This window comes from Sphingomonas sp. R86520, assembly GCF_042466285.1.
Classification (GTDB): domain Bacteria; phylum Pseudomonadota; class Alphaproteobacteria; order Sphingomonadales; family Sphingomonadaceae; genus Sphingomonas.
Genome location: NZ_JAXHBZ010000001.1, coordinates 2621785 through 2648766, shown reverse-complemented (window position 1 = coordinate 2648766; position 26982 = coordinate 2621785). Strand labels below are relative to the sequence as shown.

At 66.3% G+C, this 26982-nt stretch carries 25 protein-coding genes and 1 tRNA gene; 12 read left to right on the top strand and 14 right to left on the bottom strand.

The features are described from left to right. Window positions 1-18: 18 nt before the first annotated feature. The 7 genes from SJY41_RS12055 to mmsB all read left to right on the top strand — a co-directional run bounded on the left by SJY41_RS12055 (window position 19) and on the right by mmsB (window position 7022). Window positions 19-1545, top strand: a complete 1527-nt coding sequence (locus SJY41_RS12055) for a CoA-acylating methylmalonate-semialdehyde dehydrogenase (protein ID WP_380782001.1) — start codon at window positions 19-21, stop codon at window positions 1543-1545. Further along, on the top strand, window positions 1545-1928 hold the full coding sequence (locus SJY41_RS12050) for a VOC family protein (protein WP_380781999.1): 384 nt from the start codon (window positions 1545-1547) through the stop codon (window positions 1926-1928). Before SJY41_RS12055 ends, SJY41_RS12050 begins: the two co-directional genes overlap by 1 nt. Then, window positions 1925-2770: a formyltetrahydrofolate deformylase gene (purU, locus tag SJY41_RS12045; protein ID WP_380781997.1), complete on the top strand. Its 846-nt coding sequence runs from the start codon at window positions 1925-1927 to the stop codon at window positions 2768-2770. Before SJY41_RS12050 ends, purU begins: the two co-directional genes overlap by 4 nt. 53 nt (window positions 2771-2823) lie before the next feature. Then, a complete protein-coding gene (locus SJY41_RS12040; RefSeq protein ID WP_380784132.1) occupies window positions 2824-3966 on the top strand; it encodes an acyl-CoA dehydrogenase family protein in 1143 nt (380 codons plus the stop codon). Window positions 3967-4105: 139 nt separating this feature from the next. Then, the gene (locus SJY41_RS12035) at window positions 4106-5146 is read left to right on the top strand and encodes an enoyl-CoA hydratase/isomerase family protein (protein WP_380781995.1); all 1041 of its coding nucleotides are present in this window, start codon (window positions 4106-4108) and stop codon (window positions 5144-5146) included. 94 nt (window positions 5147-5240) lie between these two features. After that, window positions 5241-6017, top strand: coding sequence for an enoyl-CoA hydratase (locus SJY41_RS12030; protein ID WP_380781993.1), 777 nt, complete (start codon window positions 5241-5243; stop codon window positions 6015-6017). Between the two features lie 129 nt (window positions 6018-6146). Continuing rightward, complete coding sequence (mmsB, locus tag SJY41_RS12025) at window positions 6147-7022, top strand: 3-hydroxyisobutyrate dehydrogenase (protein WP_380781991.1); 876 nt, start codon at window positions 6147-6149, stop codon at window positions 7020-7022. Between the two features lie 4 nt (window positions 7023-7026). Here mmsB and SJY41_RS12020 read toward each other — a convergent pair whose 3' ends face one another. From SJY41_RS12020 to SJY41_RS11970, 11 genes are all read right to left on the bottom strand, one after another. Further along, entirely contained in the window at window positions 7027-7425 is a 399-nt protein-coding gene (locus SJY41_RS12020) for an MAPEG family protein (protein WP_380781989.1), read from the bottom strand. Between the two features lie 39 nt (window positions 7426-7464). Further along, window positions 7465-7701 carry a hypothetical protein gene (locus SJY41_RS12015; RefSeq protein WP_380781987.1) on the bottom strand — a complete coding sequence of 79 codons (237 nt, stop codon included), beginning with the start codon at window positions 7699-7701 and terminating at the stop codon, window positions 7465-7467. Window positions 7702-7787: 86 nt separating this feature from the next. Continuing rightward, window positions 7788-9161, bottom strand: coding sequence for an MATE family efflux transporter (locus SJY41_RS12010; RefSeq protein WP_380781985.1), 1374 nt, complete (start codon window positions 9159-9161; stop codon window positions 7788-7790). A 280-nt stretch (window positions 9162-9441) separates the two neighbouring features. Next, window positions 9442-10557, bottom strand: coding sequence for an alpha/beta hydrolase family esterase (locus SJY41_RS12005; RefSeq protein ID WP_380781983.1), 1116 nt, complete (start codon window positions 10555-10557; stop codon window positions 9442-9444). 115 nt (window positions 10558-10672) lie between these two features. Continuing rightward, window positions 10673-11920, bottom strand: a complete 1248-nt coding sequence (locus tag SJY41_RS12000) for an adenosylmethionine--8-amino-7-oxononanoate transaminase (protein ID WP_380781981.1) — start codon at window positions 11918-11920, stop codon at window positions 10673-10675. Then, window positions 11917-12534, bottom strand: a complete 618-nt coding sequence (gene bioD, locus SJY41_RS11995) for a dethiobiotin synthase (RefSeq protein ID WP_380781979.1) — start codon at window positions 12532-12534, stop codon at window positions 11917-11919. Before bioD ends, SJY41_RS12000 begins: the two co-directional genes overlap by 4 nt. Next, window positions 12531-13652 carry an 8-amino-7-oxononanoate synthase gene (locus SJY41_RS11990; RefSeq protein WP_380781978.1) on the bottom strand — a complete coding sequence of 374 codons (1122 nt, stop codon included), beginning with the start codon at window positions 13650-13652 and terminating at the stop codon, window positions 12531-12533. The genes bioD and SJY41_RS11990 overlap by 4 nt, the downstream gene beginning before the upstream one ends. A 97-nt stretch (window positions 13653-13749) precedes the next feature. After that, entirely contained in the window at window positions 13750-13920 is a 171-nt protein-coding gene (locus SJY41_RS11985) for a hypothetical protein (protein WP_380781976.1), read from the bottom strand. A gap of 286 nt (window positions 13921-14206) precedes the next feature. Further along, on the bottom strand, window positions 14207-14839 hold the full coding sequence (locus SJY41_RS11980; protein WP_380781974.1) for a 2-dehydro-3-deoxy-6-phosphogalactonate aldolase: 633 nt from the start codon (window positions 14837-14839) through the stop codon (window positions 14207-14209). Then, window positions 14836-15699, bottom strand: coding sequence for a 2-dehydro-3-deoxygalactonokinase (locus tag SJY41_RS11975; protein ID WP_380781972.1), 864 nt, complete (start codon window positions 15697-15699; stop codon window positions 14836-14838). The genes SJY41_RS11980 and SJY41_RS11975 overlap by 4 nt, the downstream gene beginning before the upstream one ends. A gap of 2 nt (window positions 15700-15701) precedes the next feature. Next, the gene (locus SJY41_RS11970) at window positions 15702-17306 is read right to left on the bottom strand and encodes a sodium/sugar symporter (RefSeq protein ID WP_380781970.1); all 1605 of its coding nucleotides are present in this window, start codon (window positions 17304-17306) and stop codon (window positions 15702-15704) included. 203 nt (window positions 17307-17509) lie between these two features. Between SJY41_RS11970 and SJY41_RS11965 the strand changes: the two genes are divergently transcribed. After that, window positions 17510-18163, top strand: a complete 654-nt coding sequence (locus SJY41_RS11965; protein ID WP_380784131.1) for a FadR/GntR family transcriptional regulator — start codon at window positions 17510-17512, stop codon at window positions 18161-18163. A gap of 77 nt (window positions 18164-18240) precedes the next feature. Here the strand turns inward: SJY41_RS11965 and SJY41_RS11960 are convergent, their stop codons facing one another. Then, window positions 18241-20055, bottom strand: a complete 1815-nt coding sequence (locus SJY41_RS11960; RefSeq protein ID WP_380781968.1) for an IlvD/Edd family dehydratase — start codon at window positions 20053-20055, stop codon at window positions 18241-18243. Between the two features lie 126 nt (window positions 20056-20181). Between SJY41_RS11960 and SJY41_RS11955 the strand changes: the two genes are divergently transcribed. Together SJY41_RS11955 and SJY41_RS11950 are read left to right on the top strand one after the other, a co-directional pair. Further along, window positions 20182-21123, top strand: a complete 942-nt coding sequence (locus tag SJY41_RS11955; protein WP_380781966.1) for a Gfo/Idh/MocA family protein — start codon at window positions 20182-20184, stop codon at window positions 21121-21123. Between the two features lie 130 nt (window positions 21124-21253). Then, complete coding sequence (locus tag SJY41_RS11950) at window positions 21254-24355, top strand: TRCF domain-containing protein (protein WP_380781964.1); 3102 nt, start codon at window positions 21254-21256, stop codon at window positions 24353-24355. A 7-nt stretch (window positions 24356-24362) separates the two neighbouring features. Here SJY41_RS11950 and SJY41_RS11945 read toward each other — a convergent pair whose 3' ends face one another. Continuing rightward, window positions 24363-25208 (bottom strand): N-formylglutamate amidohydrolase, encoded by an 846-nt coding sequence (locus SJY41_RS11945; protein WP_380781962.1) that lies wholly within the window; start codon window positions 25206-25208, stop codon window positions 24363-24365. Window positions 25209-25319: 111 nt separating this feature from the next. Here SJY41_RS11945 and cpdR point away from each other — a divergent pair, with 111 nt between their 5' ends. Both cpdR and SJY41_RS11935 read left to right on the top strand, forming a co-directional pair. After that, window positions 25320-25697: a cell cycle two-component system response regulator CpdR gene (gene cpdR, locus SJY41_RS11940; RefSeq protein ID WP_380781960.1), complete on the top strand. Its 378-nt coding sequence runs from the start codon at window positions 25320-25322 to the stop codon at window positions 25695-25697. Window positions 25698-25741: 44 nt separating this feature from the next. Further along, window positions 25742-25816, top strand: a tRNA-Val gene (locus tag SJY41_RS11935). Window positions 25817-25898: 82 nt separating this feature from the next. Here the strand turns inward: SJY41_RS11935 and SJY41_RS11930 are convergent. Continuing rightward, on the bottom strand, window positions 25899-26981 hold the full coding sequence (locus SJY41_RS11930; protein WP_380781958.1) for a catalase family protein: 1083 nt from the start codon (window positions 26979-26981) through the stop codon (window positions 25899-25901). Between the last annotated feature and the right edge of the window lies 1 nt (window position 26982).

The following is a 26982-nucleotide window of genomic DNA, read 5'->3' as shown; positions in this document are numbered from 1 at the left end:
CAACAAGAAGAGGATGCCATGCGGACGATCGAGAATTTCGTGAGCGGTGCGGCGAGCAAGGCGGAGCGCTTCGGCGACGTGTTCGACCCGAATTCGGGCGAGGTGCAGGCGCGTGTGCGGCTGTCTGGGTCGGTCGACCTCGATGCGGCGGTCGCCGCGGCGCAGAAGGCGCAGCCCGGCTGGGCCGCGACCAATCCGCAGCGCCGCGCCCGCGTCATGTTCGAGTTCAAGCGGCTCGTCGAAGCCAACATGGACGAACTGGCGCGGCTGCTCTCGTCCGAGCACGGCAAGGTGATCGCGGATTCGAAGGGCGACATCCAGCGCGGGCTCGAGGTGATCGAGTTCTGCTGCGGCATCCCCCACATCCTCAAGGGCGAATTCACGCAGGGCGCCGGGCCGGGGATCGACGTCTATTCGATGCGCCAGCCGCTCGGCATCGGCGCGGGGATCACGCCGTTCAACTTCCCGGCGATGATCCCGCTGTGGATGTCTGGCGTCGCGATCGCCACCGGCAACGCGTTCATCCTCAAGCCCAGTGAGCGCGATCCGTCGGTGCCGGTGCGGCTCGGCGAATTGTTCGTCGAGGCGGGGCTGCCCGAGGGTATCTTCCAGGTCGTCCACGGTGACAAGGAGATGGTCGACGCGATCCTCGATCATCCGGCAATCGCTGCGGTGAGCTTCGTCGGTTCGTCCGACATCGCGCACTACGTGTACCGCCGCGGCGTCGAGGCGGGGAAGCGCGTCCAGGCGATGGGCGGCGCGAAGAACCACGGCATCGTCATGCCCGACGCCGACCTCGACCAGGTCGTCGCCGATCTGTCGGGCGCGGCGTTCGGCTCTGCGGGCGAGCGCTGCATGGCACTGCCGGTGGTGGTGCCGGTCGGCGAGAAGACCGCCTTGGCTTTGCGGGAGAAACTGATTCCGGCGATCGCGGCGTTGCGCGTCGGCGTGTCGACCGACAACGACGCGCATTACGGCCCGGTCGTGAATGCGGCGCATCGCACCCGGATCGAGAACTGGATCCAGACCGGCGTCGACGAGGGCGCGGAACTGGTCGTCGATGGCCGCGGGTTCGCGTTGCAGGGGCATGAGAAGGGCTTCTTCATCGGGCCGTCGCTGTTCGATCACGTGACGACCGAGATGTCGGCATACAAGGAAGAGATCTTCGGACCCGTCCTCCAGATCGTCCGCGCCGCCGATTTCGAGGAGGCTGTGCGCCTGCCGAGCGAGCACCAATACGGCAACGGCGTCGCGATCTTCACGCGCAACGGCCATGCGGCGCGGGAGTTCGCGGCAAGGGTGAACGTCGGCATGGTCGGCATCAACGTGCCGATCCCTGTGCCGGTGGCGTATCACACCTTTGGCGGGTGGAAACGCTCGGCGTTCGGCGACACCAATCAGCACGGTATGGAAGGCGTGAAGTTCTGGACCAAGGTCAAGACGGTCACGCAGCGCTGGCCGGATGGGTCTGCACTGCCGGCGATGGCCGAGGACGGCGGCCCGGCGCGCAACACCGACGCGTTCGTCATTCCGACGATGGGGTGATGCGGCTCGCATCGGTTGCCTTCGTCGTTCGCGACTACGACGAAGCCATCCGGTATTTCGTCGATATGCTCGGGTTCGGGCTGGCGGAGGACAGCGATCTCGGCGGCGGCAAGCGCTGGGTGCGTGTCGCGCCGCCAGGCGGTGGCGTGAACCTGGTGCTTGCAGTCGCGGTCGGTGACGAACAGGTCGACGCGACCGGCAAGGCAGCAGGCGGACGCGTGGCGTTCTTCCTCGAGGTCGGCGATTTCCGCGCGACGTACGATGCAATGCGGACGCGGGGCGTGGCATTTCGGGAAGAGCCGCGCCGCGAAACCTATGGTTGGGTCGTCGTGTTCGCCGATCTATACGGCAACCAATGGGACCTGATCGAGACGCGCGCATGAGTGCGCAGATACTCACCTTCACGTGCGAGGATCGCGTCGGGATCGTCGCGGCGGTGACGGGCAAACTCGCGGCGGCAGGCGGCTTCATTCTCGACAGCCAGCAATATGCCGACCTGGAGACCGGGCGGTTCTTCATGCGCGTCGTGTTCCAAGGGGCGGACGGTGGTGAGGCGGATTTGCGCGCGCGGCTAGGCGCGGTCGGTGAGACGTTCGCGCTCGACTGGACATTGGTCGCGACCGATGCGCGTCCCCGCGTGTTGATCGCGGTGTCGACGACGTCGCATTGCCTGAACGACCTGCTGCATCGCTGGTCGACCGGCGCGCTGCCGATCGAGCCGGTCGGGGTCGTGTCGAACCATGAGACTCTGCGGGGGCTGACCGAGTGGCATGGGCTGCCGTTCCATCATCTCCCTGTCGATACGGGCAACCGCGCCGCGCAGGAGATTGCGATGATCGACCTGTTCGAGACGAGCGGGGCCGACCTGCTGGTGCTCGCGCGCTATATGCAGGTGCTGAGCGCGGACCTGGTCGATCGGCTGGCCGGGCGGTGCATCAACATCCACCATAGTTTCCTGCCGAGTTTCAAGGGCGCCAGGCCGTATCACCAGGCGCATGCGCGCGGCGTGAAACTGATCGGCGCCACCGCGCATTTCGTCACCAGCGATCTCGACGAAGGCCCGATCATCGAACAGGCGGCCGAGCGGGTCGACCACCGCGCTACGGTGCAGGATCTGATCGCGATCGGGCGCGCCAGCGAGGCTCAAGTGTTGGCGCGGGCAGTGGGATGGATCGCCGAGCGGCGCGTGTTGCTGAATGGCAAGCGCACCGTGGTGTTTCGCTAAGAGAGGACATGAGCGGACGACCGGAACCGGCGCCGCTCGCTGAAGGACAGATGATGAACCAGTTCGACCTGACAGACGACCAGCGCGAGATCCAGGAGTTGGCGCGGCGCTTTACCGCCGACCGGATTACCCCGCATGCGGCCGAGTGGGACGAGAAGCACATTTTTCCGCGCGAGACGATCAAGGCGGCGGCGGAACTCGGCTTCGCGGCGATCTATGTCAGCGAGGAGGGCGGCGGGATCGCACTCGGGCGGCTCGAGGCGGCGCTGATCATGGAGGCGATGTCGTATGGCTGTCCTTCGACCAGCGCGTTCATCAGCATTCATAACATGGCGGCGTGGATGATCGATCGGTTCGGATCGGCCGCGGTCAAGAACAAGTACCTTCCCACCATGGTGACGATGGACCGGCTCGGCAGCTATTGCCTGACCGAGCCGGGCTCGGGCTCGGATGCGGCGGCACTCAAGACACGCGCGGTGCGCGATGGCGACGACTGGATCGTGACCGGCTCGAAGCAGTTCATCTCGGGCGCGGGCGAGAACGAGGTCTATGTGACGATGGTCCGCACCGGTGAGGAGGGCCCGAAGGGCATCTCGTGCCTGGTGATCGAGAAGGACATGCCGGGCGTGTCGTTCGGGGCGAACGAGAAGAAGCTCGGCTGGCATTCGCAGCCGACGCGGCAGGTGATCTTCGACGGCGTCCGCGTGCCGGGCGCGAACATGGTCGGCGGCGAGGGCGATGGCTTCCGGATCGCGATGATGGGGCTCGATGGCGGGCGGCTGAATATCGGTGCGTGTTCGCTGGGTGGGGCGCAGCGATGTCTCGATGAGGCGATCGCGTACACCAAGGACCGGAGACAGTTCGGCAAGGCGATTGCGGATTTCCAGAACACGCAGTTCATGCTGGCGGACATGGCGACCGAGTTGGAAGCGGCGCGCGCGCTGCTCTACATCGCGGCGGCGAAGGTGACGGCGAACGCACCCGACAAGACCAAGTTCGCGGCGATGGCGAAGCGGCTCGCGACGGACACCGGCTCGTCGGTAGTCGACCGCGCGTTGCAGCTGCACGGCGGCTATGGGTATCTGCAGGACTACCCGATCGAACGCTTCTGGCGAGACCTGCGCGTACATTCGATCCTCGAGGGTACGAACCAGGTAATGCGGATGATCGTCGGCCGAGAACTGACGCGGCAATGACCCGTACGAAGAACCCCCGCACAGCCACCACCCCGGCGGAGGCCGGGGCCCAGTTGGGGGACGCAAATTGGCTACTCGCAGTCCTCCGTTACATCCACCTTTCCAACTGGGCCCCGGCCTCCGCCGGGGTGGGGATCTTATGAACGACCTCATCGCTAACATCGAAGGGCCGATCGGCCGGATACGACTGAACCGGCCCAAGGCGTTGCACGCGCTGAATCTGGCTATGTGCGAAGGCGTGCTCGAAGCGCTGGAGACATGGCGTGACGATTTGGCGGTCGAGGCGATCGTGATTGATCATGCCGAGGGTCGCGGGTTTTGCGCGGGTGGGGATATCCGCATGCTCGCCGCTTCGGGCGCGACCGACGGTGTCGAGGCGCGGGCGTTTTTTCATGCTGAGTATCGGATGAACCACCGGTTGTTCACCTATGCCAAGCCGATCGTCGCGGTCATGGACGGGATCACGATGGGCGGCGGTGTCGGGCTGGCGCTGCCGTGCCGGTTCCGCGTCGCGACGGAAAACACGAAGTTTGCGATGCCGGAGACGGGAATCGGACTGTTTCCCGATGTCGGCGGCGGCTGGTATCTGTCGCGACTGCCAGGGCGGATCGGGCAGTATCTCGCGCTGACCGGGCACCGGCTCGGTGGTGCGGAGTGCCTCGCGCTGGGGTTGGCGACGCAGTATCTGGCTAGCAATGCGCTCGACGCCGCCAAGGCGCGGATTGCCGAGACGCCGCAGGATATCGCGGGGGTGCTGAACGCGTTGGCGGCGCCGGTTCCCGAGGCACGCATCCTCGCGCAGAAAGATCAGATCGACCGGCTGTTCGCATCCGACGTGCTGGAAGATATCTACGCGGCGCTCGACGCCGATGGTGGCGAGTGGGCTACGCAGACGCTGGCCACGCTCAGGACCAAGTCGCCGCAGACGATGAAGGTGTCGCTCCGGTTGCTTCGCGAGGGCGCGGCGATGGCGAGCTTCGCGGATGAGATGCGCCAGGAATATGCGGTCGGCGCGCATGTCGTGCAGCGGCATGATTTCCTCGAAGGGGTCCGCGCGGTGATCGTCGACAAGGACAATGCGCCGCGCTGGGATCCGGCGACGCCCGCGGATGTGACCGATCACGTGATCGACCAGATCTTCGCGCCGTTGCCAGAGGATGAGGCTTGGACGCCGGGCTGAGTGGAAAGAAACACGTCACCCCAGCGGACGCTGGGGTCTCATCATTATCAGGAGACCCCAGCTTTCGCTGGGGTGACGGAATTGGAGAGATTGAATGGCCGAATACGAAACGATCCTAGTCGAGCAGCGCGGTGGCGTTACGCTCGTTACGCTGAACCGGCCTCAGGCGCTGAACGCACTCAATTCGCAGGTGCTGGCCGACCTGATCGCCGCGTTCGCCGCGTTCGATGCGGATCCGTCGCAGGGCTGCGCGGTGCTGACCGGTTCGGCCAAGGCGTTCGCGGCGGGAGCGGACATCAAGGAGATGCAGAGCCAGGGCTTCGCGGACATGTACGCGAGCAACTTCTTCGCCGGCTGGGAGAATTTCACGCGGACGCGCAAACCCGTCGTCGCGGCGGTCGCCGGCTATGCGCTCGGCGGCGGGTGCGAGCTGGCGATGATGTGCGACTTCATCCTCGCCGCGGATACCGCCAAGTTCGGCCAGCCAGAGATCAAGCTGGCCGTCTCCCCCGGAATGGGTGGATCGCAGCGGCTCACGCGGGCGGTCGGCAAGGCCAAGGCGATGGAGATGTGCCTGACCGGGCGGATGATGGACGCCGCCGAAGCCGAGCGCGCCGGCCTCGTCTCGCGGGTCGTGCCGGCGGACGATCTGGTCGAGGAGGCGGTGAAGACCGCCGCCGCCATCGCCGCGATGGCACCGCTGGCGGTGCTGGCGAACAAGGAGATGGTCAACGCGGCGTTCGAGACTGGCTTGGCGATGGGCGTGCAGTTCGAGCGGCGGCTGTTCCACGGGTTGTTCGGAACGGCGGACCAAAGCGAAGGCATGGCTGCGTTCGTGGAGAAGCGCGCCGGAAACTGGACGGGGAAGTAGCAAGACAACCGTCCGTATCAACCACGTCACCCCAGCGTAGGCTGGGGTCTCCCGCTTGGCGGTCGAAACGCCAGCCCCATGAAGATCCCAGCTTTCGCTGGGATGACGATCGTTAAAGAGGATTAAGCAATGGCACGGATCGCATTTATCGGGCTCGGCAACATGGGCGGCGGGATGGCCGCGAACCTTGCCAAGAAGGGGCATGATGTCCGCGCGTTCGATCTCAGCGCCGACGCGATGGCAAAGGCGGAGACCGCCGGTTGCCTGGCGGTCGCGTCCGCTGCCGAAGCGGTCGACGGCGCCGAGGCGATCGTCACGATGCTGCCGGCCGGCAAGCATGTCGCCGAGGTGTACGACGCGCTGTTCGGCGTCGCGTCGCCCTCCGCGATCCTGATCGACTGCTCGACGATCGATGTCGCCACTGCCAAGCAGGTTGCCACCGCCGCACAGGCCAAGGGACTGGTCGCGGTCGACGCGCCCGTCTCCGGCGGGATTGGTGCGGCCAACGCGGGCACGCTGACCTTCATGGTTGGTGGGTCCGCTGCCGCGTTCGAGCGCGCGCGCGTCATCCTCGCGGACATGGGCAAGGCGGTGATCCACGCCGGCGCGAACGGCGCGGGGCAGGCGGCGAAGATCTGCAACAACATGATCCTGGGCGCGACGATGATCGCGACCTGCGAGGCGTTCGTGCTGGCCGAGAAACTCGGGCTCGATGCGCAGGCTTTCTACGATATCGCCAGCGTGTCGTCGGGTCAGAGCTGGTCGATGACCACCTACGCGCCGCTGCCGGGGATCGGCCCCGATACGCCCGCCGATCACGACTATCAGGGCGGTTTCGCGGCGGCGCTGATGCTGAAGGACCTGCGGCTGGCGATGGCGGCGGCGGAGGATGCTGGCGCGGATACGCCCATGGGCGCGAAGGCGGCCGAACGCTACGAGGCGTTCGCAGAGGCCGGGAATGGTGGCCTCGATTTCTCGGCGATCATCCGCACGTTACGCGGCTGAGCCGTCAGAGGAAGCGGATCAGCATCAACAGCAGGCCGAGGATCGACGCCAGCCAACTCAGGCTGCGGACGTAGCGGATGCCGAACAGATAGAGCGGGATGTAGACGATCCGCGCCACGAACCAGACGCCCGCACCGATCGCACCAAGCCCACCGGTGCGATCGGTGACGGCGAGCCCGAGCGCTAGCGCGACGAAGACCGGGTAGGTCTCCTGGAAATTCTTTAGCGCTCGCTCGGCCCGACCGGCCATCTCGCCAAGCGGCTTCTGCTCGCCGTCGCGCGGGCCGGCGTTCCAGTCGAGCCCGCGGTCGCGGGTCGCCGTCTGACCTTGGATCATGACATAGGCGAACAGCAGGACGGTGGACCAGCCGAGTAGCAGCAATTCGGCAGGCAATGTCGTCATCGGTCGGTCTCCGCTGGAATCAGCGGGTGTCGCGCGCCGCTATCGCCCCGATGGTGCACCTTGATGGGTGGAGATGGCAAGCGGTTGGCTGGCATCGCGTTGCCGGCGAAAGGCTCGATCCGCCTCGTCGATCGCGCCGAGCAGCGTACCGAAGCAGGGCACCTCGTCGATCGGATACACGCGCGAAAGATCATTGCCGAGCGCGAACACGTCGCGTTGCGTCAGCGGTCCGAATGCAACGATCTGCTCTGGATCGGGACGGTCTGGATCAGGCATGGGTCAGTCTCCAGCGGTTTAACACATGTTAACACGTTGAAACCACTTACGGATCATCAATATGACAGAAAGCGGTGGGTGGAGCCTTAACCGAGGCTCAGTCGTTCCCGCGCATGCCACCTCATCATCATGAGCACTGCGACGATTGCCAGTCCGGTGGCAAGCCCGGTCCAGATGCCGACGCCGCCCCAGCCTCGGCCGAACGCGAGCCATGCGCCGACCCCGATTCCGATCCCCCAATAGCCGATCGCGGCGAAGATCATCGGCACGGTGGTGTCGCCCAGCCCGCGCAACATGCCCGCGCCGATCACCTGCGCGCCGTCTGCAACCTGGAACACCGCGGCCACCGCCAGCAACGAGATGGCCAGTGTTACTACCGGCGCATTGGCGGGCGCGTCGACGTCAAGGATGATGCCGATCAGCAGTTGCGGCGCCAGCACGAGCAACGCTGCAGTCAGGACCATGAAGCCCTCGCCGATCGCGAACGCGGCCCAGCCGGCGCGGCCGATGCCGGCGCGGTCGCCGCGGCCCGAGGCGAGTCCGACACGGATCGTGGCGGCCTGCGCGATGCCGAGCGGCACCATGAAGGTGACGCTGGCGATCTGGATCGCGATTGCGTGCGCGGCGAGCGGTACGGTGCCGAGCAGCCCCATCAGGAAGACGGCCGCGATAAACACGGTCGATTCGAACCCGAGCGTCACCGCGATCGGCAGGCCTAGTTTCCACACCGCGCGGTATCGCGGCCAGTCAGCGCGCCAGAACCGGCCGAGCAGGCGGTAGCGGCGGAACGGTCGCGCATACATGATGACCAATGCCATCGCGACGAAGCTGAGTGCATTGGCGATGCTGCTGGCCATGCCGGAGCCGAGCAGGCCGAGCGCGGGTAGGCCCGCGTGGCCGAAGATCAGCAGCCAGTTGAGACCGGCGTTCATCGCCAGCAGCCCGACCATCACGACCAGCGACCAGCCTGGTCGTTCGAGCGCTGCGACGAAGGCCCTCAGCACGAGGAAGGCCAGGCTCGGAAGCATTCCCCACATCACCGTGCGCGCGAACCGTGCCGCCTCATGCGCGAGTGTCGGATCCTGATCGAGCAGGTGTACGAGGATCGCCTCGGCGTTCCACAGGATGATCCAGGACGGGACGCAGAGCGTGGCGGCGACCCAGATCGTCTGGCGCACGGTGCGGCGAATATCGCGCACTGCATGCGGCCGCGCGCCGCGTTCGCGCGCGATCATCGGGACGGCGGCGGTGGTAAGGCCCATGCCGAAGACGAGGAAGACGAGGTAGAGGTTGAGGCCAAGCGTGGCAGCAGCCAGCGTGTCGGCGCCTAACCGCCCGAGCATCGCGACGTCGGTCGCACCGACCAGCGCCTGTGCGAGGTTGGTCGCGACCAGGGGCCAGGCGAGCCGCGCCGTCGCGGCGAATTCGGTGCGCCAGGGGCGGGGTAGGGCGGTCGTCATACCATGGCTTTACCGCGGTTCTTGGGCAAGTCGATGACTGCTACCCATCCTTCTCGTAAGGTCGAAGTAGCGGAGGGGCACAAGCGGATGTCACTCCTGCCGCCCGCATTGCACGGGAGGATCGAAGTCGTGTGATCGGTCGGGAAGGAATAAGGGGACGGACAGAGGACACCCCACTCCCCGTCATCCCAGCGAAAGCTGGGATCTCCCCGTTCCGGGTCGCGCCGCCCACCAAACGGGAGACCCCAGCTTTCGCTGGGGTGACGGTCCTGCTGAAACTCTACCGCATCAGTCCTGCAGCGCGCAGCGCGGTCTCTATCGTGGCCTGGATACCGGTCGGTGCCGCAGGTGGCGTCTCCGCGACCGGCTTAGCGCAATCCGGGATGGCGATCTTGGCAACCCGCTCGGGGGACGACGCCGCACCGGCGTCCACCTTAACGGGCGTGACCAAGCCCCAGGACTTGGCGATCATCGCGGTGCTCGATACGCCGACGTCGAGCATGAACGGTCCCGCCTGGCCCAGCCGGTCGCCGCGCGAGGGATCGATCGGGGTGCCGTGGCCCATGCCGGGTACGATCCATTCTTCGAGGACGTCGCGGCCGTCGGCGGCCGTCCAGATCCGGCGGGTGCGCGACGCGGTCCGGTCTTCGCGGACCGTGGCGACGGCGCCGTGCAAGCTCCGCCACTGGCGACCGATCGTCTCCGCATTGGCGATGCTGACGGTCGTATCCGCCGTGCCGTGCCAGATCGACAGCGTCGGCCAGGGGCCGTCATGGCCGCGCGCGCCGCGGCGGACGGCATCGGCGAGGTCGGTGTCGCTCGACCGGTCATGGCCGCCCATCCGGTCGAACGCCTGCGACATGCCGGTGGCCGTGCCGTATGCGAGCCCGCCGATCACCGCGCCGCCCGCGAACAGGTCCGGCCGGGTCGCGAGCATCGCCATGGTCATCGCGCCGCCCGCCGACAGGCCGGTGACGTAGACGCGCTGGCGGTCGAGACCGTGGCGCGCGATCATCGTGTCGGTCATCTGCGCGATCGACTCCGCCTCGCCGCCGGTTTGCGCGATGTCTTCGGACGCGAACCAGTTGAAGCAGAGATTGGGATTGTTCGCGCGCGTCTGTTCGGGGAACAGCAGCGCAAAGCCCTCGCGGTCGGCGAGTTGCGACCAGCCGGCACCCTGGTCGTAGCCGGCGGCGGTCTGCGTGCAACCATGCAACACCACTACCAGCGGCGCCATCGCCGGAAGGTCGTCGGGTATGTACGCGTGGCCGAGCAGCGCGCCGGGATTGGTCCCGAAACCGGTCATCGGTGTCAGTCGACTTGCCCCGGTCGAAGGGGAAGAAGGCATCGCACCGGCACGCGCCATGCGGGCGATGGTCTCGGCTATATTTCTCAAAGATCGAGCCTTTCGTCGCAAAGCGTACTCGGCCGCGATCACGTCTGAACGTACCATATAGGGCATTCGTTGCTGCACTGCAGCAAAAACGTTGGCGAGGGCTGTCCCATTGCGGTCAGAGCGTATCACAGGCTTCCGTGATGGCGGCATAGATCCGGTCGAGATCGCCGTCGTCGATGCAATAGGGCGGCATGACGTACACGACGTTGCCAAGTGGCCGGAGCAGCAGGTCGCGCTCGCCGAAGAACGCGAGCAGCCGTGGGCCGATCTGCGCGAGATAGCCGTCCTCGCCGCGCAGTTCGACCGCCGTGATGGTGCCGATCGCGCGCGCGTTGGCGATGCGGGGATGTTGGGCGAGTGCCTCCAGTCGCGAAGCCTGGCGGGCGGCGAGGTCGGCGATCCGCGCACGCACCGGCTCGTCGCGCCAGATGGTGAGGTTCGCATTGGCGGCGGCGCAGGCGATCGGGTTGGCGGTGTAGCTCGACGAGTGGAAGAACATCCGCGCACGGTCGGTGCCGTAATGCGCCTGGTAGATCGGCTCGGTTGCCATCGTCACCGCGAGCGGGATCGCGCCGCCGGTCAGGCCCTTCGACAGGCAAAGAATGTCGGGCATCACGCCTGCCTGTTCGCAGGCGAGCAGCGTCCCGGTGCGGCCCCAGCCGGTCATCACCTCGTCGGCGATGAACAGGACGCCGTGCGTGGTACAGATGCGTCGCATTTCGGCGAGGATGTGCGCCGGGTAGATGTGCATGCCGCCTGCACCGAGCAGCAACGGCTCGACGATAAACGCGGCCGGGTGTGCGGCGCAGGCTTTCTCCAGCGCGTCGAGCGTCACCTGTTCGTGCCCCGCGGCGGGGAAGGGTATCGTGCCGACGTCGAACAGCAGCGGTGCATAGGCGCGGTTGTAGACCCCGCGCGCGCCCACCGACATCGCGCCGATCGTGTCGCCGTGATAGCCGTGTTCGAGTACGAGGATGCGGTGGCGATCCTCGCCGCGGTCGAGCCAGTAGCCGAGCGCCATCTTCAGCGCACACTCGACGCTGGTCGAGCCGGAATCCGAGAAGAACACGCGCGTAAGCTCGGGCGGCATGATCGCGGTCAGGCTGCGCGCAAGGTCTTCGGCGGGCTGGTGCGTCCAGCCGGCGAAGATGATCTGGTCGAGCTTGCTGGCCTGTCCGGCGATCGCGGCCATGATCTTCGGGTTGGCGTGGCCATGCGTGGTGACCCACCAGGACGAGATCGCATCGACGATCCGCCGCCCGTCCGAGGTGTAGAGCGCCGCGCCCTCGGCATGCGTGACGAGCGGAATCGGCTCGTGCAGGCCGTGCTGCGTAAAGGGATGCCAGACGGGAGAGTCGATCACCGGAATGCCTCCAGGTCGAAATTCGCAGCGAACGCCTCGGCCAGGGTCGCGGCGTTCAGCGGATCGAGGCGGGGCAGGCGGCCGAGCCGGCGGACCTTCCCGAGCGCGGCGATGATCGCCTCGCTATCCTCGACCGCGTCGCCAACGAACGCGATGCCGAGGATCGGCACGCCGCGACTGCGCAGCGCTTCGATCGACAGCACGCTGTGGTTGATGGTGCCGAGACCGGTGCGGGCGACGAGCACGACCGGCTTTCCCCAACGCGCGAACAGGTCCGCGAAGATCAGGTCGCGCGTCACTGGCACCATCACGCCGCCTGCGCCCTCGACCACCAGCGGCCCTTCGACTTCGGGCAGCGCGAGCCGGTCGGGATCGATGGTCACGCCGTCGATCTCTGCGGCGAGATGTGGTGAGCACGGCGTCGTCAGCCGGTATGCCTCGGGTAGGACGCGGTCTGCGGGGACGCCGAGCGCCGCGACCGAAGCCGCATCGCTGCCGTCCGCGAGACCGGCCTGCACCGGCTTCCAGTAGCGCGCGCCGAGCGCTGTAGTCAGGCCGGCGGCGAACACTGTCTTGCCGATATCGGTGTCCGTTCCGGTGACGATGATCGTCATTGCAGCGCCTTTTCCATGACCTCGCCCAAAGCATCGATATCGGCTAGCGTCGCGTTCAGCGTCAATGATATCCGCAACCGCGACGTCCCTTCGGGCACAGTCGGCGGGCGGATACCGCGCACGTCGAACCCGGCCGCCTGGATCGCGCCTGCGACGCGCATCGTCGTCGCGGCATCGCCGAGCACCAGCGGCAGGATCTGCGACCCGGTCGCCGCCACACCGTACGGCGCGAGCACGCGCTCGGCCGCCGCGATCAGATCCCAAAGCCGGTCCCGACGCGCCGGTTCGTCGACAACGATCCGCAACGCCTCGCCGACCGCCAGCGCCATCAGCGGCGACGGGGCTGTCGAGAAGATGAACCCGCGGCCACGATTGACGATGAACTCGCGCATGACCGCGGGGCCACATAGCAGCGCACCCTCGCAGCCGAGCGCCTTGCCGCAGGTGCGCAAGGTGATGACGTTCTCGCGCCCGTCGAGCCCTTCGGCCAACCCGCGCCCATCGGTACCGAACACCCCGGTCGCGTGCGCTTCGTCGATCAGCAAAATCGCGTCGTGGCGATCCGCGACGCGCGCGAGGTCGGCGAGCGGTGCCTGGTCGCCGTCCATGCTGTAAAGGCTCTCGACCGCGATCCATACGCGACCGGCGCCGCCGCCCGCGCGCCAGTGCGCGATTGCATCTTCGAACGCATCAGCGTCGTTATGCGCCGCGCTGGCGCAGGTCGCTCGCGTCAGTCGCATGCCCTCGTGTGCGCTCGCATGGATCAGGGCGTCGTGGACGATCAGGTCGCCGCGCTGCGGCAACGTCGCGAACAGGATCGTGTTGGCGATATAGCCGCTCGCAAAGAACAACGCCGCCTCGGTCTCGAAGAACCGTGCCGCCTCCGCCTCAAGCGACTCGTGCTCGGGCGCATTCCCGCGCAGCAACCGCGAGCCGCCCGAGCCGACCGGTACGCCGCGCGCCAAAGCCTCGATCATCGCAGCCCGCAGTCGGTCCGATCCGGCGAGCCCAAGATAGTCGTTCGAGGCGAAGTCGACGCCCGTACGTGGTCGGAGCGATCGATACCGGTCGGCGGCGGCCAGCGTGGCGAGGTCTCGTTCCTGGTCGGCGAACATCATCAAGTTCCCCTAACCGCAACGTGCCGCGAAGACGATAGCGGGGGGAACCTGGGCCTTGCGGACCATTTGATGCATCACCGACGTACATCGTCTTACGCTATGGATCGTCATTCTCCACTGCGACGCCGCCACCGCGCCACCGCGCCACCGCGCCACCGCGCCACCGCGCCACCGCGCCACCGCGCCACCGCGCCACCGCGCCACCGCTCGACTGCGACCGCGACGCCAAGCCGCCGCGAGACTGCGACCGTGCCACCGCCGCCGCCACTCACCACATTCCCTCACCCCAGCGAAAGCTGGGGTATCCCGGTAAGCGGGCGGGAGACCCGAACCAAAAGACCCCAGCTTTCGCTGGGGTGACGGGCGGGGTTGGCGAGGTGTGTGGCTGCGGTTGCCGTAGTGCCAGTGCAACGAGTGCTAGCGCAGAACCGACCGGTGCCGGTGCCAGTTCTAGCCGTGCGAGTACCACTAGTGCCGTTGCCGTTGCCGTTGCCGTTGCCGTTGCCAGTGCCAGTGCCAGTGCCAGTGACGGTGCCAAGGCAGTAGCCGTAGGGTTACGCCTGCAATGCTTCGATAAATCCGCGCGCTCGTGCGCTGACGTCGGCCGCGGTCATCCCTGGCGCATAGAGCGCGGAGCCCAGGCCGAAGCCGGCGGCGCCCGCTTTGCGCCACTCCGCCATGATCTCCGGCACGACGCCACCGACCGGCAGCACGCGCGTGTCCTTCGGCAACACCGCGCGCATCGCCTTCAGCACGGCCGGGCTCGCGGCCTCGGCGGGGAACAGCTTCAACGCCGCTGCGCCTGCTTCGAGCGCCGCGAACGCCTCGGTCGGCGTGGCGATGCCGGGGAGTGCGACATAGCCGCGTTCCGCCGCTGCCGCGATTACGCGCGTGTTTGCGTTCGGCGCGATGATCAGCGTACCGCCTGCCGCGCCGACCGCCTCGACGTCTTCCACGCGCAACACCGTGCCCGCACCGACGACTGCGCGACCCCTCAGCGTTCGCGCCAGCCGGGCGATGCTGTCGAGCGGTTCGGGCGAGTTCATCGGCACTTCGAGGATCGTGAAGCCTGCTTCGACCAGCGCTTCGCCGATCGCCTCGACCTCGTCGGGCTTCACGCCGCGCAGGATCGCGATCAGCGGGCATTTGGCAAAGGCGTCGTCAAAGGCTTGGCGGTGGTTGGTCATGCGGCGAGATCCTGGATGCGGGTGATGCCGGCCACGAACGCGGCCTGACTATCGATATGGTGAGACCGGCCGCCAAGTGCATCGATCGCGCTGGCATAGAGTGCGCCGAGTGCCGCATCGGCGAGGATGTGGACGGTTGCGCCCGCTGTAATCCGGGCGGCGGTATCCGCACCGATCAGCAGGCCGCTGGCGAACGAGGCGGCGTGCGCGTTGTCGGCAAGACCGAGGACGCCGCGCGCCCTGATGGCGAACAGGCTGGCAGCGAGATCGCGTTTGGCGCCTTCCGCGACGCCCTCGAGGAAGGCAGCGCCCGGCTCGACCGGATGGCCGAGTTGGCGTGACAGCACGCCGTGCGCACGAAGCAGCGCGAAGATTTCGCCGGTCATGGCGGTGGTGAACCGCGTGATCCTGCCGTCCTCGACCGTCGCCCATTTGCAGTGCGTGCCGGGCTGGCAGAGCAACGCGTCTGCGGGCACCAACGCCGCCGCGACGGCGCCGAGCAGCTGGACCTCCTCGCCGCGCATGACGTCCGCGTTCAGCCCGTCACGGTACGACAGCCCCGGCACGATCGCGGTGCGGTCGTCGATCCGGTCGAGCGCCGTGGCGATCTCGGCAAGTCCGGCGGGCGCAGCGACATAGGGGACACTGCGCCAGCCGATGTTCGATCCGACCATCCCGGCGAGCAGCATCGGCAGGTCGCCGAGCCGTTCGCGTATGCCGGCGACTTCGGCCTCGTAGTCAGCCGCCGCGACGTTCGCCGCACCGCGATCGTCACGCTCCGTCGCGACGATCTTGCCCTCCTCGATCAGGAACGCGCGGCGGTTGGTCGTGCCCCAGTCGACGGCGATGAACGAACGCATTCTCACCACCACGTTGCGTAGAGAGCGACGAGGATCATCACCACGCCTACCGCTGCGATATTGAACCCGCGGGTCGTCGTATAGTCGACGTCACCCGTGACGATGCGGTTGGCCGCGCTCGATTGCGGGCGAACCAGCGAGGCGATCACCGCCAGTGCCAGCGCGATCACGAACGCGATCAGCATCCGGTTCATGAACGGAATTTCCGGCGCAGCGTATTTCAGCAGCAGCGAGATCGCGAACGATGCGACCGCGGCGATCAGAGCGCCGGCCTCGGTCGCGCGCTTCCAGAACAGCCCGAGCATGAAGATCACGACGATGCCGGGCGTGAAGAACCCGGTATATTCCTGGATATACTGGAACGCCTGGTCCGACTTGCCGAGCAACGGCCGCGCGGTGATCATCGCCAGCACGATCGCGACCGCTGCCGCGATCCGGCCGACCTTGACGAGGTTACGCTCGACCGCCGGATCGGCGACCACGGTCGAACCGTCCTCGGCGATCGACGTGGCGCCGCGGCGCTTGGCGTAGAGATCGAGCGTGAAGATCGTCGCGATCGAGTTGATCTTCGATGCGGTCGACGCCACGATCGCCGCGATCAGCGCCGCGAAGACCAGCCCGAGCAGGCCGGGGGGCAGCAGGCGCATCATCGTCGGATAGGCCTGGTCCGGCTTGGCGAGACCGGGCGCGAGGATCACCGCGGCGATGCCTGGCAGGACGATCACCAGCGGCATCAGCAGTTTCAGGAACGCCGCGAACACGATGCCCTTCTGCGCCTCGCCGAGCGACTTGGCGGCCAGCGCGCGCTGGATGATGTACTGGTTGAAGCCCCAATAGCTCAGGTTCGCGATCCACATCCCGCCGACCAGCACCGAGATGCCCGGCAGGTCCTTGTAGAACGCATTGTCTTTCGACAGGATCATGTGGAAATGCTCGGGCGCCTGGCTCGTCAGCCGGTAGAAGCCGCCGATCATGCCGGTGTCGCCGCCGAGTTCGCGCAGCGCCAGTGCGGAGACGATCAGCCCGCCGACGACCAGCAGCGTGACCTGGACGATATCGGTGAGCGCGACCGCCTTGAGGCCACCCTTCAACTGGTACAGCAGCGCGAACAGGCCGAGCCCGATCAGCGCCATGTCCTGGTTGATCCCGGCGACCTGGTTGACCGCGATCGAGCCGAGCCAGATGATCGAGGTAAGGTTCACGAACACGTAAAGGCCAAGCCAGAAGACCGCCATCAGCGTGCGGATCGACGGGCCGTAGCGCTGTTCGAGGAACTGCGGCATCGTGTAGATCTCGTTGCGCAGGAAGATCGGCAGGAAGAACTTGCCGACGACCAGCAGCGTCAGCGCCGCCATCCACTCGTACGAGGCGATCGCGAGGCCGATCGCATAGCCGGAGCCGGCCATGCCCACGATCTGCTCGGCGGAGATGTTGGCCGCGATCAGCGACGCGCCGATCGCCCACCACGGCAGCGATTTCGACGCGAGGAAATAGTCGGAGCTGTCCTTCGCCTTGCCGCCCTTGTCGCGCGATACCCATTGCGCGAGGCCAAATATGCCGATCGCGTAGACGATGACGACGATCAGATCGATGCCGGACAGGCTCATGCGGTTCCTCTTCCATCCGGTTAGCCTAGAAGATGGCCCGGCGACCAATATTTATACGACAAATATCTAATGTCCAGCGTGTCGCTTGGCAGGGTGACAGCGTCGTCGTATTGCGTCAGAACCATCCACCGATGGTTACTGATTTGACAGATTCCGAAATCTACCCGGTGCTCGCGATCTCCGGGCGCAACCTTACGCATGGCATGCTCGATACGCTGGGTCGTGCGATCGTGACCGGGCGTTATGAAAGCCGTCCGTTCCCGACCGAAGCCGAGATCGCCAAGACCCACGGCGTAAGCCGATCGGTGACTCGCGAGGCGGTGAAGATGCTGACGGCCAAGGGCCTCGTCAGCGCTCGCCCGCGGCAGGGGACCGTGGTGCAGCCGGCCAGTTCCTGGAACCTGTTCGATACCGACGTGCTGCGGTGGACGCTGGAGCGCAAATTCTCGGTCGAACTGCTGCGGCATTTCAACCAGTTGCGCGTCGCAATCGAGCCCGAGGCGGCGGCGCTGGCGGCGCGGTACGGCGACGCTGACGACGTCCGGGCGATCCGCAGTGGGCTGGAGCAGATGGAAGCGGGAGAGGCGGGGCTGACCGACCCGCTGGAGGCCGATATCGCGTTCCACGTGGCGATCATGCGCGCCTCGAAGAATCCGTTCTACGCGCAGTTTCAGTCGGTGGTCGCAACGGCGCTGCGCACCTCGATCCGCTTCACCAACCGGATCAAGGGGCGTTCGGCCAATATCGCCGACCACGCCGCGGTGGCCGATGCGATCATCGCACGCGATCCGGCCGCGGCGAAAGTGGCCATGACCCGGATCATCGGCGACGTGCTGACGCTGATCGGCGAAGAATAGGCGCGTAGATCTCCGCCACGCTCCGTCATCCCGGGGGCCGGGAATGACGAAGCGTCGATGATCGGCAAGCCGGCGGATTAATGGCTGTCGCGGGGAAGACCCTTCTCGGCGATGCGCTGATACTTCACCGCGCTCTCGATCACTGCGCCGCCGTCGAACTGGCCGACGATGTCGCGGTGAATTTCCTGCCACGGGGTTTGCGACACGGGGAAGAAATACCCGTCCGCATCCACGGCGGCACGACGGCGCGCCAGCTCGGCACCGTCGACCAGCATGTCCGCACGGTTGGCACGCAGGTCGATGCGGATGCGGTCGCCGGTCTGCAGCAACGCGAGGTTGCCGCCCGCCGCGGCTTCGGGCGAGGCATTGAGGATCGACGGACTGCCGCTCGTGCCCGACTGGCGCCCGTCGCCGAGACACGGCAGCGCGTGGATCCCGGCGCGGATCAACGCTGCGGGCGGTCGCATGTTGACGACCTCAGCGCCGCCCGGATAGCCGATCGGCCCGGTACCGCGCATCACCAGGATGCAGCTTTCGTCGATACCCAGCGCGGGATCGTCGATCCGCTTGTGATAATCTTCCGGACCGTCGAACACGACTGCAGTCGCTTCGAACGCCTCGGGATCATCGGGATTGCTGAGGTACATCTCGCGGAACTGGTCCGACACGACGCTCAGCTTCATCACCGCCGCGTCGAACATGTTGCCGCGCAGGACCGTGAGCCCGGCATTGGCGAGCAACGGCGCATCGAGCAACCGGATGACGTCCACATCGCGCGTGGTCTGCCCGCCGATATTCTCCTCGACCGTCTTGCCGTTCACGGTCAGCACGGAGCCGTCGATCATGCCCTTCGCCAGCAATTGCCCCATCACCGCCGGCACGCCGCCCGCGCGGTAGAAATCCTCGCCAAGATATTCGCCGGCGGGTTGAAGGTTGACGATGAAAGGCACGTCCGCGCCATGGTTCTCCCAGTCCTCCAGCGTAAGCTCGACGCCGACATGGCGCGCGATCGCGTTGAGGTGGATCGGGGCGTTGGTCGATCCGCCGATCGCCGAATTGACGCGGATCGCGTTGAGGAAGGCCTGCCGCGTGAGCACGTCGGAGGGGCGGCGGTTGGCGGCCACCATCTCGACGATCCGCCGGCCCGTCTCCCAGGCACATTCTTGACGGTCGCGGTGCGGCGCGGGGATCGCCGCCGATCCCGGCAACGACATGCCGAGCGCCTCGCACAGCGAATTCATCGTCGTCGCGGTGCCCATCGTGTTGCAGAATCCGGTCGACGGCGCGGACGAGGCGACCAGCGCGATGAAGCCCTTGTAATCGATTTCGCCGGCCGCGAGCAATTCGCGCGCCTTCCAGACGATCGTGCCCGAGCCGGTCCGCTGGCCATTGTAATTGCCGTTGAGCATCGGTCCGACGGACAGCGCGATCGCCGGAATGTTGACGGTTGCCGCCGCCATCAGGCACGCCGGCGTGGTCTTGTCGCAACCGATCGTCAACACGACGCCATCGATCGGATAGCCGTGCAACACCTCGACCAGGCTGAGATATGCGAGGTTGCGGTCGAGCCCGGCAGTCGGACGCTTGCCGGTCTCCTGGATCGGGTGGATCGGAAACTCGATCGGAATACCGCCGGCGTCGCGGATACCGTCCCTGACACGCTGTGCGAGGACAAGGTGATGGCGGTTGCAGGGCGCCAGATCGCTACCGGTCTGGGCAATCCCGATGATCGGCCGGTTCGACTGAAGCTCTTCGAGACTGAGTCCGTAATTCAGGTAGCGCTCGATGTAGAGCGCGGTCATGTCGGGGTTGCTCGGGTCGTCGAACCATGCGCGCGATCGCAATCCGCTCTGACTATGGCCAGTCGAGCCGGTGTCGATCTTGTCAGTCATGTCGTCCGCTCCGTTGCAAACCGTTGACGGAGCGGGATTTCCGCGCTCGGTCGGGTTAGGTGTTAACGTGTTGATAGCGCCCCGGCCACGCGTTACAATGTATATGTAAGATAAATGAGGTTTCGTATGGCTAATGATGTGTCGTCTGACCGGCCGATCCGACTGGCCATAATCGGCGTCGGCAAGATCGCCCGAGACCAGCATCTACCCGCCATCGCACGAGACCCGCGGTTCGAGCTCGTGGCCGCGGTCAGCCGTAACGCGGTGGTTGATGGTTTGCCTAACTACCATGATATCGGCGAATTGCTCGCGGCTGGCCATGCGCTGGATGCCGTGTCGATCTGCACGCCACCGATGGGGCGGGCGTCGATTGCGATGGCGGCGATCGATGCCGGGCTGGACGTGATGATGGAAAAGCCACCCGCGGCGACCTTGTCGGAGATCGCCCGGATCGAGGCGCATGCCATCGCTGCGAAGCGGACGCTGTTTGCCACCTGGCATTCGCGCGAGGCGGCAGGCGTCGAGGCCGCGGGAGCGTGGCTGACCGGTCGCGCGGTCGAGCGCGTGACCATCGACTGGCGTGAGGATATTCGTCGCTGGCATCCGGGACAGGACTGGATCCTGGAAGCCGGCGGGTTCGGCGTGTTCGATCCCGGTATCAACGCCCTCTCGATCGCAACCGCGATCCTGCCCGGGGACTGGGGGGTGCAACGCGCGGATCTGCGCGTGCCGGAAGGGCGTATGTCCCCGCTTTATGCGGACCTGAGCCTGACCTGCGGCGCCGTTCCGGTTACGGCGACGTTCGATTTTCTTCATGAAGGCCCGCAGCAATGGGACATCGTGGTGGATACCGATGGCGGCACGCTGACGTTGCGGATGGGCGGATCTATACTGGACATCGACGGCGCGATCACGGAGGCGCCGGACGCCGAGTATCCGCGTCTCTACGCGAGGTTCGCGAACCTCGTGCGATCGCGGTCGAGCGATGTCGACGTGACTCCGCTACGCCTCGTGGCGGATGCGTTCCTGGTCGGCAAACGTGACGTCGTCGGGTCGTTCGAATGGTGATCGAAATGACTGATCGAGGATAGCACTGCCGGAACGCGTACGCCGAGAACCACGTTCATCCTCGAAAGAAGGATGCGTATCGGTGCTTCAGGTAGGTCGAACAGTCGAACACGAGAATGAGGCGCCGGCCATGGCCGCACCGATCGTCGAGCGGTTGTCTGACGGCAATCTCGTCTACGTCGCGGCAGACGATCAGCGCGCGACCGAGATCGCTGCAATCGCGACTGCGCTCGCGCCGAATGCGACCGTCGTACACGTGCCGTCGAGCGATGCCTTGCCAGGTGATGATGCGCCGGCGTCGCCCGCCAACGTGGGGCGTCGGGTCGAGGCATTGCGGCGACTGCGCGAGGCGATCCAGAATACGTCTGGCTCTATCCTGATGGTAACGACGGCGGAGGCGACCGCGGTGCGCTATCCGTCGCCGGAGATGTTCGATATGGCTCCGCCGCGGCTGGCGGTCGGCGATCCGCTTGATGCCGACGCCTTTGCCGAGATCGCGGCAGACATCGGTTACCTCACGGATGACCGGGTCGACGAACCCGGAGAGATCGCGGTGCGCGGCGGCGTCATCGACGTGTTCCCGGCGGACCGTGAAAACCCTGTCCGCATCGAGTTTGCCGACGGCAAGATCACTGGCCTGCGCGAATATGACCCGGTCTCGCAACTCGGCCAGGGTGACGTCGAGGTGGTTGAAATCGGGCGAGCGACCGAGCCGGTGGTCGAGAAGGGCGTCTCGCTCCTCACGCATCTACCCGACGCAGCGATCGCGTTCGATCGTGAGGCGTCAAAACGACGTAGTCGGTTCCTTGCCATCGCTGCGGACGGGTTGCCGCGCCGTCGTGCAGCCTCGGATCTGCTCGACGACAAGGCTTGGGCAGCAGAAACAGGCAAGCGCGAGGCCGTCTCTTTCGCATCCTCGGATGCGATGACGCCCAGGTTCGTCGAACGTCGCGATCCGACCCGAGCATTCGCACGGTTCGCCAAGGACGTTCTTGCAGACGGGCGCCTGCTCGTCGTCGGGTCGCGGCGCGATCTGCGCTTCCTGCAACCGCGGCTCGAACGCGCATTGAAGACGGCGTTCGTGCCGATCGAAGGCTGGGCCGACGTGCTGACGGCCAAACCCGGAACCGCAATGCTGCTCGTGGCGCCGATCGACCGGGGCTTCGTCGTCGACGGCGTCGCAGTCGTTGCTGGCGGAGACCTGTTGGGCGGCAGAGCGCGTGGCGACGAGATCGCCAGCAGTGGATCCACGCTGGTTGGCCTGCAAAGCGAGTTGCGGTGCGGAGACGTTATCGTCCACGAGGACTTTGGGATCGGCGTGGTCCGTGGACTGGAGACCCTTCCGGATTCCGACGACGATGCCATCGTCCTGGAATATGCGAAGGAAGGCCGACGCCTCGTGCCGGTTCACGAGGCCGATCGGATCTGGCGATACGGGGCGGAAGCCGATGCAGTGACGCTCGACTCGCTGGACGGTTCGTCCTGGCAGAAGCGGCGCGGCGCGATCGATGCGGCGATTGCGCAGAGCGCGCGCGATCTGGCGGCGATCGCGGTCGAGCGTGATGCCCGGACGACCGATCCGATCGAGCCCGACCGCGCCGGCTATGAACGGTTCGCGGCGGGGTTCGCCTTCACCGAGACGCCCGATCAGGCTCGGGCGATCACCACGACGCTCGCGGACCTCGCGAGCGGCAAGCCGATGGACCGACTGGTGATCGGCGATGTCGGCTACGGCAAGACCGAGGTCGCGTTACGCGCTGCGGCGGCGGTTGCGCTGGCCGGGCGACAGGTGGCGATCGCGGCGCCGACGACGGTTCTGGTCCGCCAGCATATCGAAACCTTCGCGCAGCGGTTCCAGGGAAGCGGCGTTGTCGTCGCCGGCCTCTCGCGGCTTTCGAGTACCGCGGAAAAGGCGCGCGTGCGGGCGGGGCTCGCGGATGGTTCGATCGGCGTCGTGATCGGTACGGGCGCGATCGCCGGCAAAGGTGTCGCGTACAAGGATCTGGCCCTGGTCGTGATCGACGAGGAGCAGCGGTTCGGGGCGGCCGACAAGGCGAAGCTGCACGCGCTGGGGGCAGGGCATGTCCTGACGCTGAGTGCCACGCCGATCCCGCGTACCCTGCAGTCCGCGATGATCGGTCTGCAGGGCGTCTCGGTCATCGCCACGCCGCCGGCGCGCCGCCAGCCAATCCGTACGGCCGTGTCGCGCTTCGACGATGCGACAGTGCGTGCCGCGCTGCGACGCGAGCGCGCGCGAGGGGGACAGAGCTTCGTCGTGGTGCCGCGGATCGATGACATGGCGCCACTCGCCGCCAAACTCGCCGCGCTGGTGCCGGAACTGGGGGTCGTTCAGGCGCATGGGAAGATGCCCGCGGGTGAAATCGACGAGGCGATGGTGGCGTTTGCCGCAGGCGACGGCGACGTACTGCTGGCGACCAACATCATCGAGGCGGGGCTCGACGTGCCGCGCGCGAACACGATGATCGTGCATCATGCGGATCGTTTTGGCTTGTCGCAGCTGCATCAGTTGCGAGGACGGGTCGGTCGCAGCGGACGGCGGGGACAGGTTATGCTGCTCACCGACGGCGAAGCGACGATTGCAGATTCTACCCTCAAGCGATTGCGGACGCTGCAGGCCTTCGATCGGCTGGGCGCCGGCTTCGCGATCAGCGCGCGCGACCTCGATCTTCGCGGTGCCGGCGATCTGGTCGGTGAGGCGCAAGCCGGACACATGAAGCTGATCGGGATAGACCTGTACCAGCACCTGTTCGGCCGTGCCCTTCGGCTGGCGCGGATCGAGCACGACGGCGAACTCGTCCAGGATGATTGGTCTCCGGAACTGCATCTGGAATTAGGAGGGAGCCTGCCCGAGACGTGGATTCCCGAAATCGAGATCAGGCTGTCGCTCTATGGGCGGCTCGCTCGGCTCGAGAGCATCGCAGAGCTCGACCTGTTCGAGGCTGAGCTGGAAGACCGTTTCGGAAGCCTGCCGGAGTCTGCACATCGCCTGTTACAGGTTGCGCGCATCCGCATGCTCGCCCGGACAGCAGAGATTCGACGGATCGACGCGGGGCCGGCCGCGATCGCGCTTACCCCATACAACCGAACCGCTGCGAAGCCGACCGAGGATCTGGTCGACAAGAACGGTCGATGGATTGCCACCGAGAGTATCGCCGACCCGGTCGAACGGGCGGGCCGGATCGAGGAACTGCTGGACGCGGCGATCGGTTAGGCGCGGGCTATTCGGCGGCGGCGGCCGACGGGATGGACAAGGCTTCGTCGGTCAGCGCGGCCAATACCGCGCGCAGTAGATCGACGACGCGGGCGAATCCGGCACCGGGCGCGTACAGCTTGCGATCCAGATACAGCGTGCGGTCCAGCTCGAACTGGACCGCATGGACGTTCGCGGCCGGACGCGCGTGACGCTCGAGGATATGGCCGCCCGCATAGGGTACGTTGATCGCCGTCGAAAAACCCCGCGCGGTGCACGTCGCTTCGATCCGTTCGACGAAGCGTGGTGCGGCGGCATGGCCAAACCGATCGCCGAGAACGATTCGTGATCCGCCCGGCGCGAGCGGTGGCATCGAATGCACGTCCAGCAACACGGCCACGCCGAATCGGTCGTGTGCTGCCTTGAGCGCTGCGGCCAGTGCGTCGTGAAAGGGACGATGATCGCCTACGATCCGCGCGGTGACGTCCGCGTCGGTAAACCGGCGCGCCCACAGGTCGCCCGCGCCCGATGCCCGGCGTGGGACAAGGCCCAGACCGCTTCGGAGCTTGGCGGATTGCTGGGCGAGCGGGGTCGTCGGTGCGCCTTCGTCGAGCAACGGATCACGCTCGTCCTCGCGCCGGTTAAGGTCGATCCAGGCGCGCGCGCGGGTCTGGACGATAGCCGTCTGGTCGGTCCGCGCGGCGCGTGCCACCGCATCGACAAGACGGTCCTCGAGCGGGAGCAACCCCGCCAGCGGTACGCGCAAGGCAGATTTCAACGCGAGCGGATAATCACGCCCCGCATGCGGGACCGACAGCACCACCGGGCTCACAGGCGGCATCGCGCCCAGGCGCTCGAAGGAGGAAAGATGCATCGCCCCACGCTAGAGGTCGCGCCCGGCGACGGCAATCGGCCTGGAAATGTTAACCAATTTCGGCGTAGAGCCTTCATCGAAATGTAGGCGTGAAACCAGGACTTAGGATCGATGTTGCGAATATTGTTGGCCGAGGACGATCAGGTCATGCGCGAGTATCTCACGCGCGCGCTGGAACGCTCGGGCTACGCCGTGACGGCGGTCGATCGGGGGACTGCGGCGATCCCGCTGCTCGAAACCGAGACCTTCGATTTGTTGCTGACCGATATCGTGATGCCCGAAATGGACGGCATCGAGCTCGCGCAGAAGGCGGGCGAGATGTGCGCGAACCTGCGCGTGATGTTCATTACCGGCTTCGCGGCGGTCACGCTTAAGGCCGGCCGGGCGATGCCGCAGGCACGCGTATTGTCCAAACCCTTCCACCTGCGCGACCTGGTCGCGGAGGTGGATCGGCTGTTCGAGATGGATAATGTGACGGGCATGCATTGAGGGCTTGCACGCCGCGAAGAGCGCGGCTAGTGGAGCCCTCCGGCGGGCGTGTAGCTCAGTGGTAGAGCACTGTGTTGACATCGCAGGGGTCGCAAGTTCAATCCTTGCCACGCCCACCATTGAAAACCCCGCTAGTCCTATGGACTAGCGGGGTTTTTATTTGCCTGCAGCGCAAGCCGGGTCCCCGAAGGGACCCTTTTCTCAGGCGGGTATCTGGTCGACCGTCGCGGTGTTTTCCGCCTTGATGCCGTTCTCGTCGTGCCGCAGCTTCGACAGCGCGTGATAGACCTGTAGGCGGGCGCGCATCACCGAGCCCAGCGGGCGGTGCGCCGCAAGACTGTGCGCCGGGCGGAACGTCATCACTTCGTCGAAATAACGGACGCGGGTGGCGCTATAGGCCTCCTGCCGCGGAATGCGGATCGTCGCGACGGTCAGGTAGCGGCTCTCCTCCTCGGGCCAGTCGACCGAGGTGTCTTCGATCGGCTGCGTGTCCGCGTTCGCCCAGAGCTGCACGCGCAGTTCGAATACTGCGTCGTGCTCGCCGAAATAGCGGACGGCGGCGTGGCGGAAACCGTCCTCGTCCTGCTTCGGGTCGAGTTCCCAGTCCTTCAGCGCGGCCTGTTCGGGCGAGGCGGGGAAAGCACCGAGCTTGGCGACGTAATCGCCGTAGCGGATCGGGCATTGGCTGAAATACGGTTCGGCGAGCGGATGGCTGAACGGGTGGCCGAAAAAGTCCGCCTTGGGGCTTTCGGTGCCGACCGCGTGCAGCGCCTTGTTCACGTTGCGTGCGAGGCTCGACACGGCGCTTTTGAAGCCCTCGGGCAACGGGACTGCGGCCCCGATCTTCTTGGCGTCGCTCAGGAAGCCCTGCGCGGTGCCGGAGGGAAAGGTCGTGCCCGTCGCGAACACGAAATCCTGCGTGTCGGCATCATGGCCTGACAGCTTTTCGCCGGGTACGTCGAAGATCTTGATCGCCATGCCGCGGTGCGTCGAGACGCGGTCGCCGAGCGTCTCGCCCGGCCCTTGCGCGAAGCGGATCGCGACGGGGTGCGTGCCGGGCGTTGCAAACACGCCTTGTGCGAGTTCGGGCGGCAGGCCGGGCGCGATCATCAGTTCGCCGATCACGCACGCCGAACTCTTCGCGTGGCTCGCGCGGACCGCATGGCCCTCGCGCTTCTCGACGGTTTCGGTCTGTTGCGACATGCCCTGGATGATGCCGTCGATCGATTTCTGCTCGTCGGGCTGGATCGTCTCGATGTCGTTGCTGTAGCGGAGATAGGTCATG

Excerpts from the sequence above, each read along its gene's own strand:
- SJY41_RS12055 (WP_380782001.1), top strand. The coding sequence starts at position 19 with ATGCGGACGATCGAGAATTTCGTGAGCGGTGCGGCGAGCAAGGCGGAG.
- SJY41_RS11945 (WP_380781962.1), bottom strand. The coding sequence starts at position 25,208 with ATGCATCTTTCCTCCTTCGAGCGCCTGGGCGCGATGCCGCCTGTGAGC.
- SJY41_RS11950 (WP_380781964.1), top strand. The coding sequence starts at position 21,254 with ATGGCCGCACCGATCGTCGAGCGGTTGTCTGACGGCAATCTCGTCTAC.
- SJY41_RS11930 (WP_380781958.1), bottom strand. The coding sequence starts at position 26,981 with ATGACCTATCTCCGCTACAGCAACGACATCGAGACGATCCAGCCCGAC.
- purU (WP_380781997.1), top strand. The coding sequence starts at position 1,925 with ATGAGTGCGCAGATACTCACCTTCACGTGCGAGGATCGCGTCGGGATC.
- mmsB (WP_380781991.1), top strand. The coding sequence starts at position 6,147 with ATGGCACGGATCGCATTTATCGGGCTCGGCAACATGGGCGGCGGGATG.
- SJY41_RS12035 (WP_380781995.1), top strand. The coding sequence starts at position 4,106 with ATGAACGACCTCATCGCTAACATCGAAGGGCCGATCGGCCGGATACGA.
- SJY41_RS12050 (WP_380781999.1), top strand. The coding sequence starts at position 1,545 with ATGCGGCTCGCATCGGTTGCCTTCGTCGTTCGCGACTACGACGAAGCC.
- SJY41_RS12010 (WP_380781985.1), bottom strand. The coding sequence starts at position 9,161 with ATGACGACCGCCCTACCCCGCCCCTGGCGCACCGAATTCGCCGCGACG.
- SJY41_RS12020 (WP_380781989.1), bottom strand. The coding sequence starts at position 7,425 with ATGACGACATTGCCTGCCGAATTGCTGCTACTCGGCTGGTCCACCGTC.
- SJY41_RS11965 (WP_380784131.1), top strand. The coding sequence starts at position 17,510 with ATGCTCGATACGCTGGGTCGTGCGATCGTGACCGGGCGTTATGAAAGC.
- cpdR (WP_380781960.1), top strand. The coding sequence starts at position 25,320 with ATGTTGCGAATATTGTTGGCCGAGGACGATCAGGTCATGCGCGAGTAT.
- SJY41_RS11970 (WP_380781970.1), bottom strand. The coding sequence starts at position 17,306 with ATGAGCCTGTCCGGCATCGATCTGATCGTCGTCATCGTCTACGCGATC.
- bioD (WP_380781979.1), bottom strand. The coding sequence starts at position 12,534 with ATGACGATCATCGTCACCGGAACGGACACCGATATCGGCAAGACAGTG.
- SJY41_RS11990 (WP_380781978.1), bottom strand. The coding sequence starts at position 13,652 with ATGATGTTCGCCGACCAGGAACGAGACCTCGCCACGCTGGCCGCCGCC.
- SJY41_RS11955 (WP_380781966.1), top strand. The coding sequence starts at position 20,182 with ATGGCTAATGATGTGTCGTCTGACCGGCCGATCCGACTGGCCATAATC.
- SJY41_RS11960 (WP_380781968.1), bottom strand. The coding sequence starts at position 20,055 with ATGACTGACAAGATCGACACCGGCTCGACTGGCCATAGTCAGAGCGGA.
- SJY41_RS12040 (WP_380784132.1), top strand. The coding sequence starts at position 2,824 with ATGAACCAGTTCGACCTGACAGACGACCAGCGCGAGATCCAGGAGTTG.
- SJY41_RS11980 (WP_380781974.1), bottom strand. The coding sequence starts at position 14,839 with ATGACCAACCACCGCCAAGCCTTTGACGACGCCTTTGCCAAATGCCCG.
- SJY41_RS12030 (WP_380781993.1), top strand. The coding sequence starts at position 5,241 with ATGGCCGAATACGAAACGATCCTAGTCGAGCAGCGCGGTGGCGTTACG.
- SJY41_RS11975 (WP_380781972.1), bottom strand. The coding sequence starts at position 15,699 with ATGCGTTCGTTCATCGCCGTCGACTGGGGCACGACCAACCGCCGCGCG.
- SJY41_RS12015 (WP_380781987.1), bottom strand. The coding sequence starts at position 7,701 with ATGCCTGATCCAGACCGTCCCGATCCAGAGCAGATCGTTGCATTCGGA.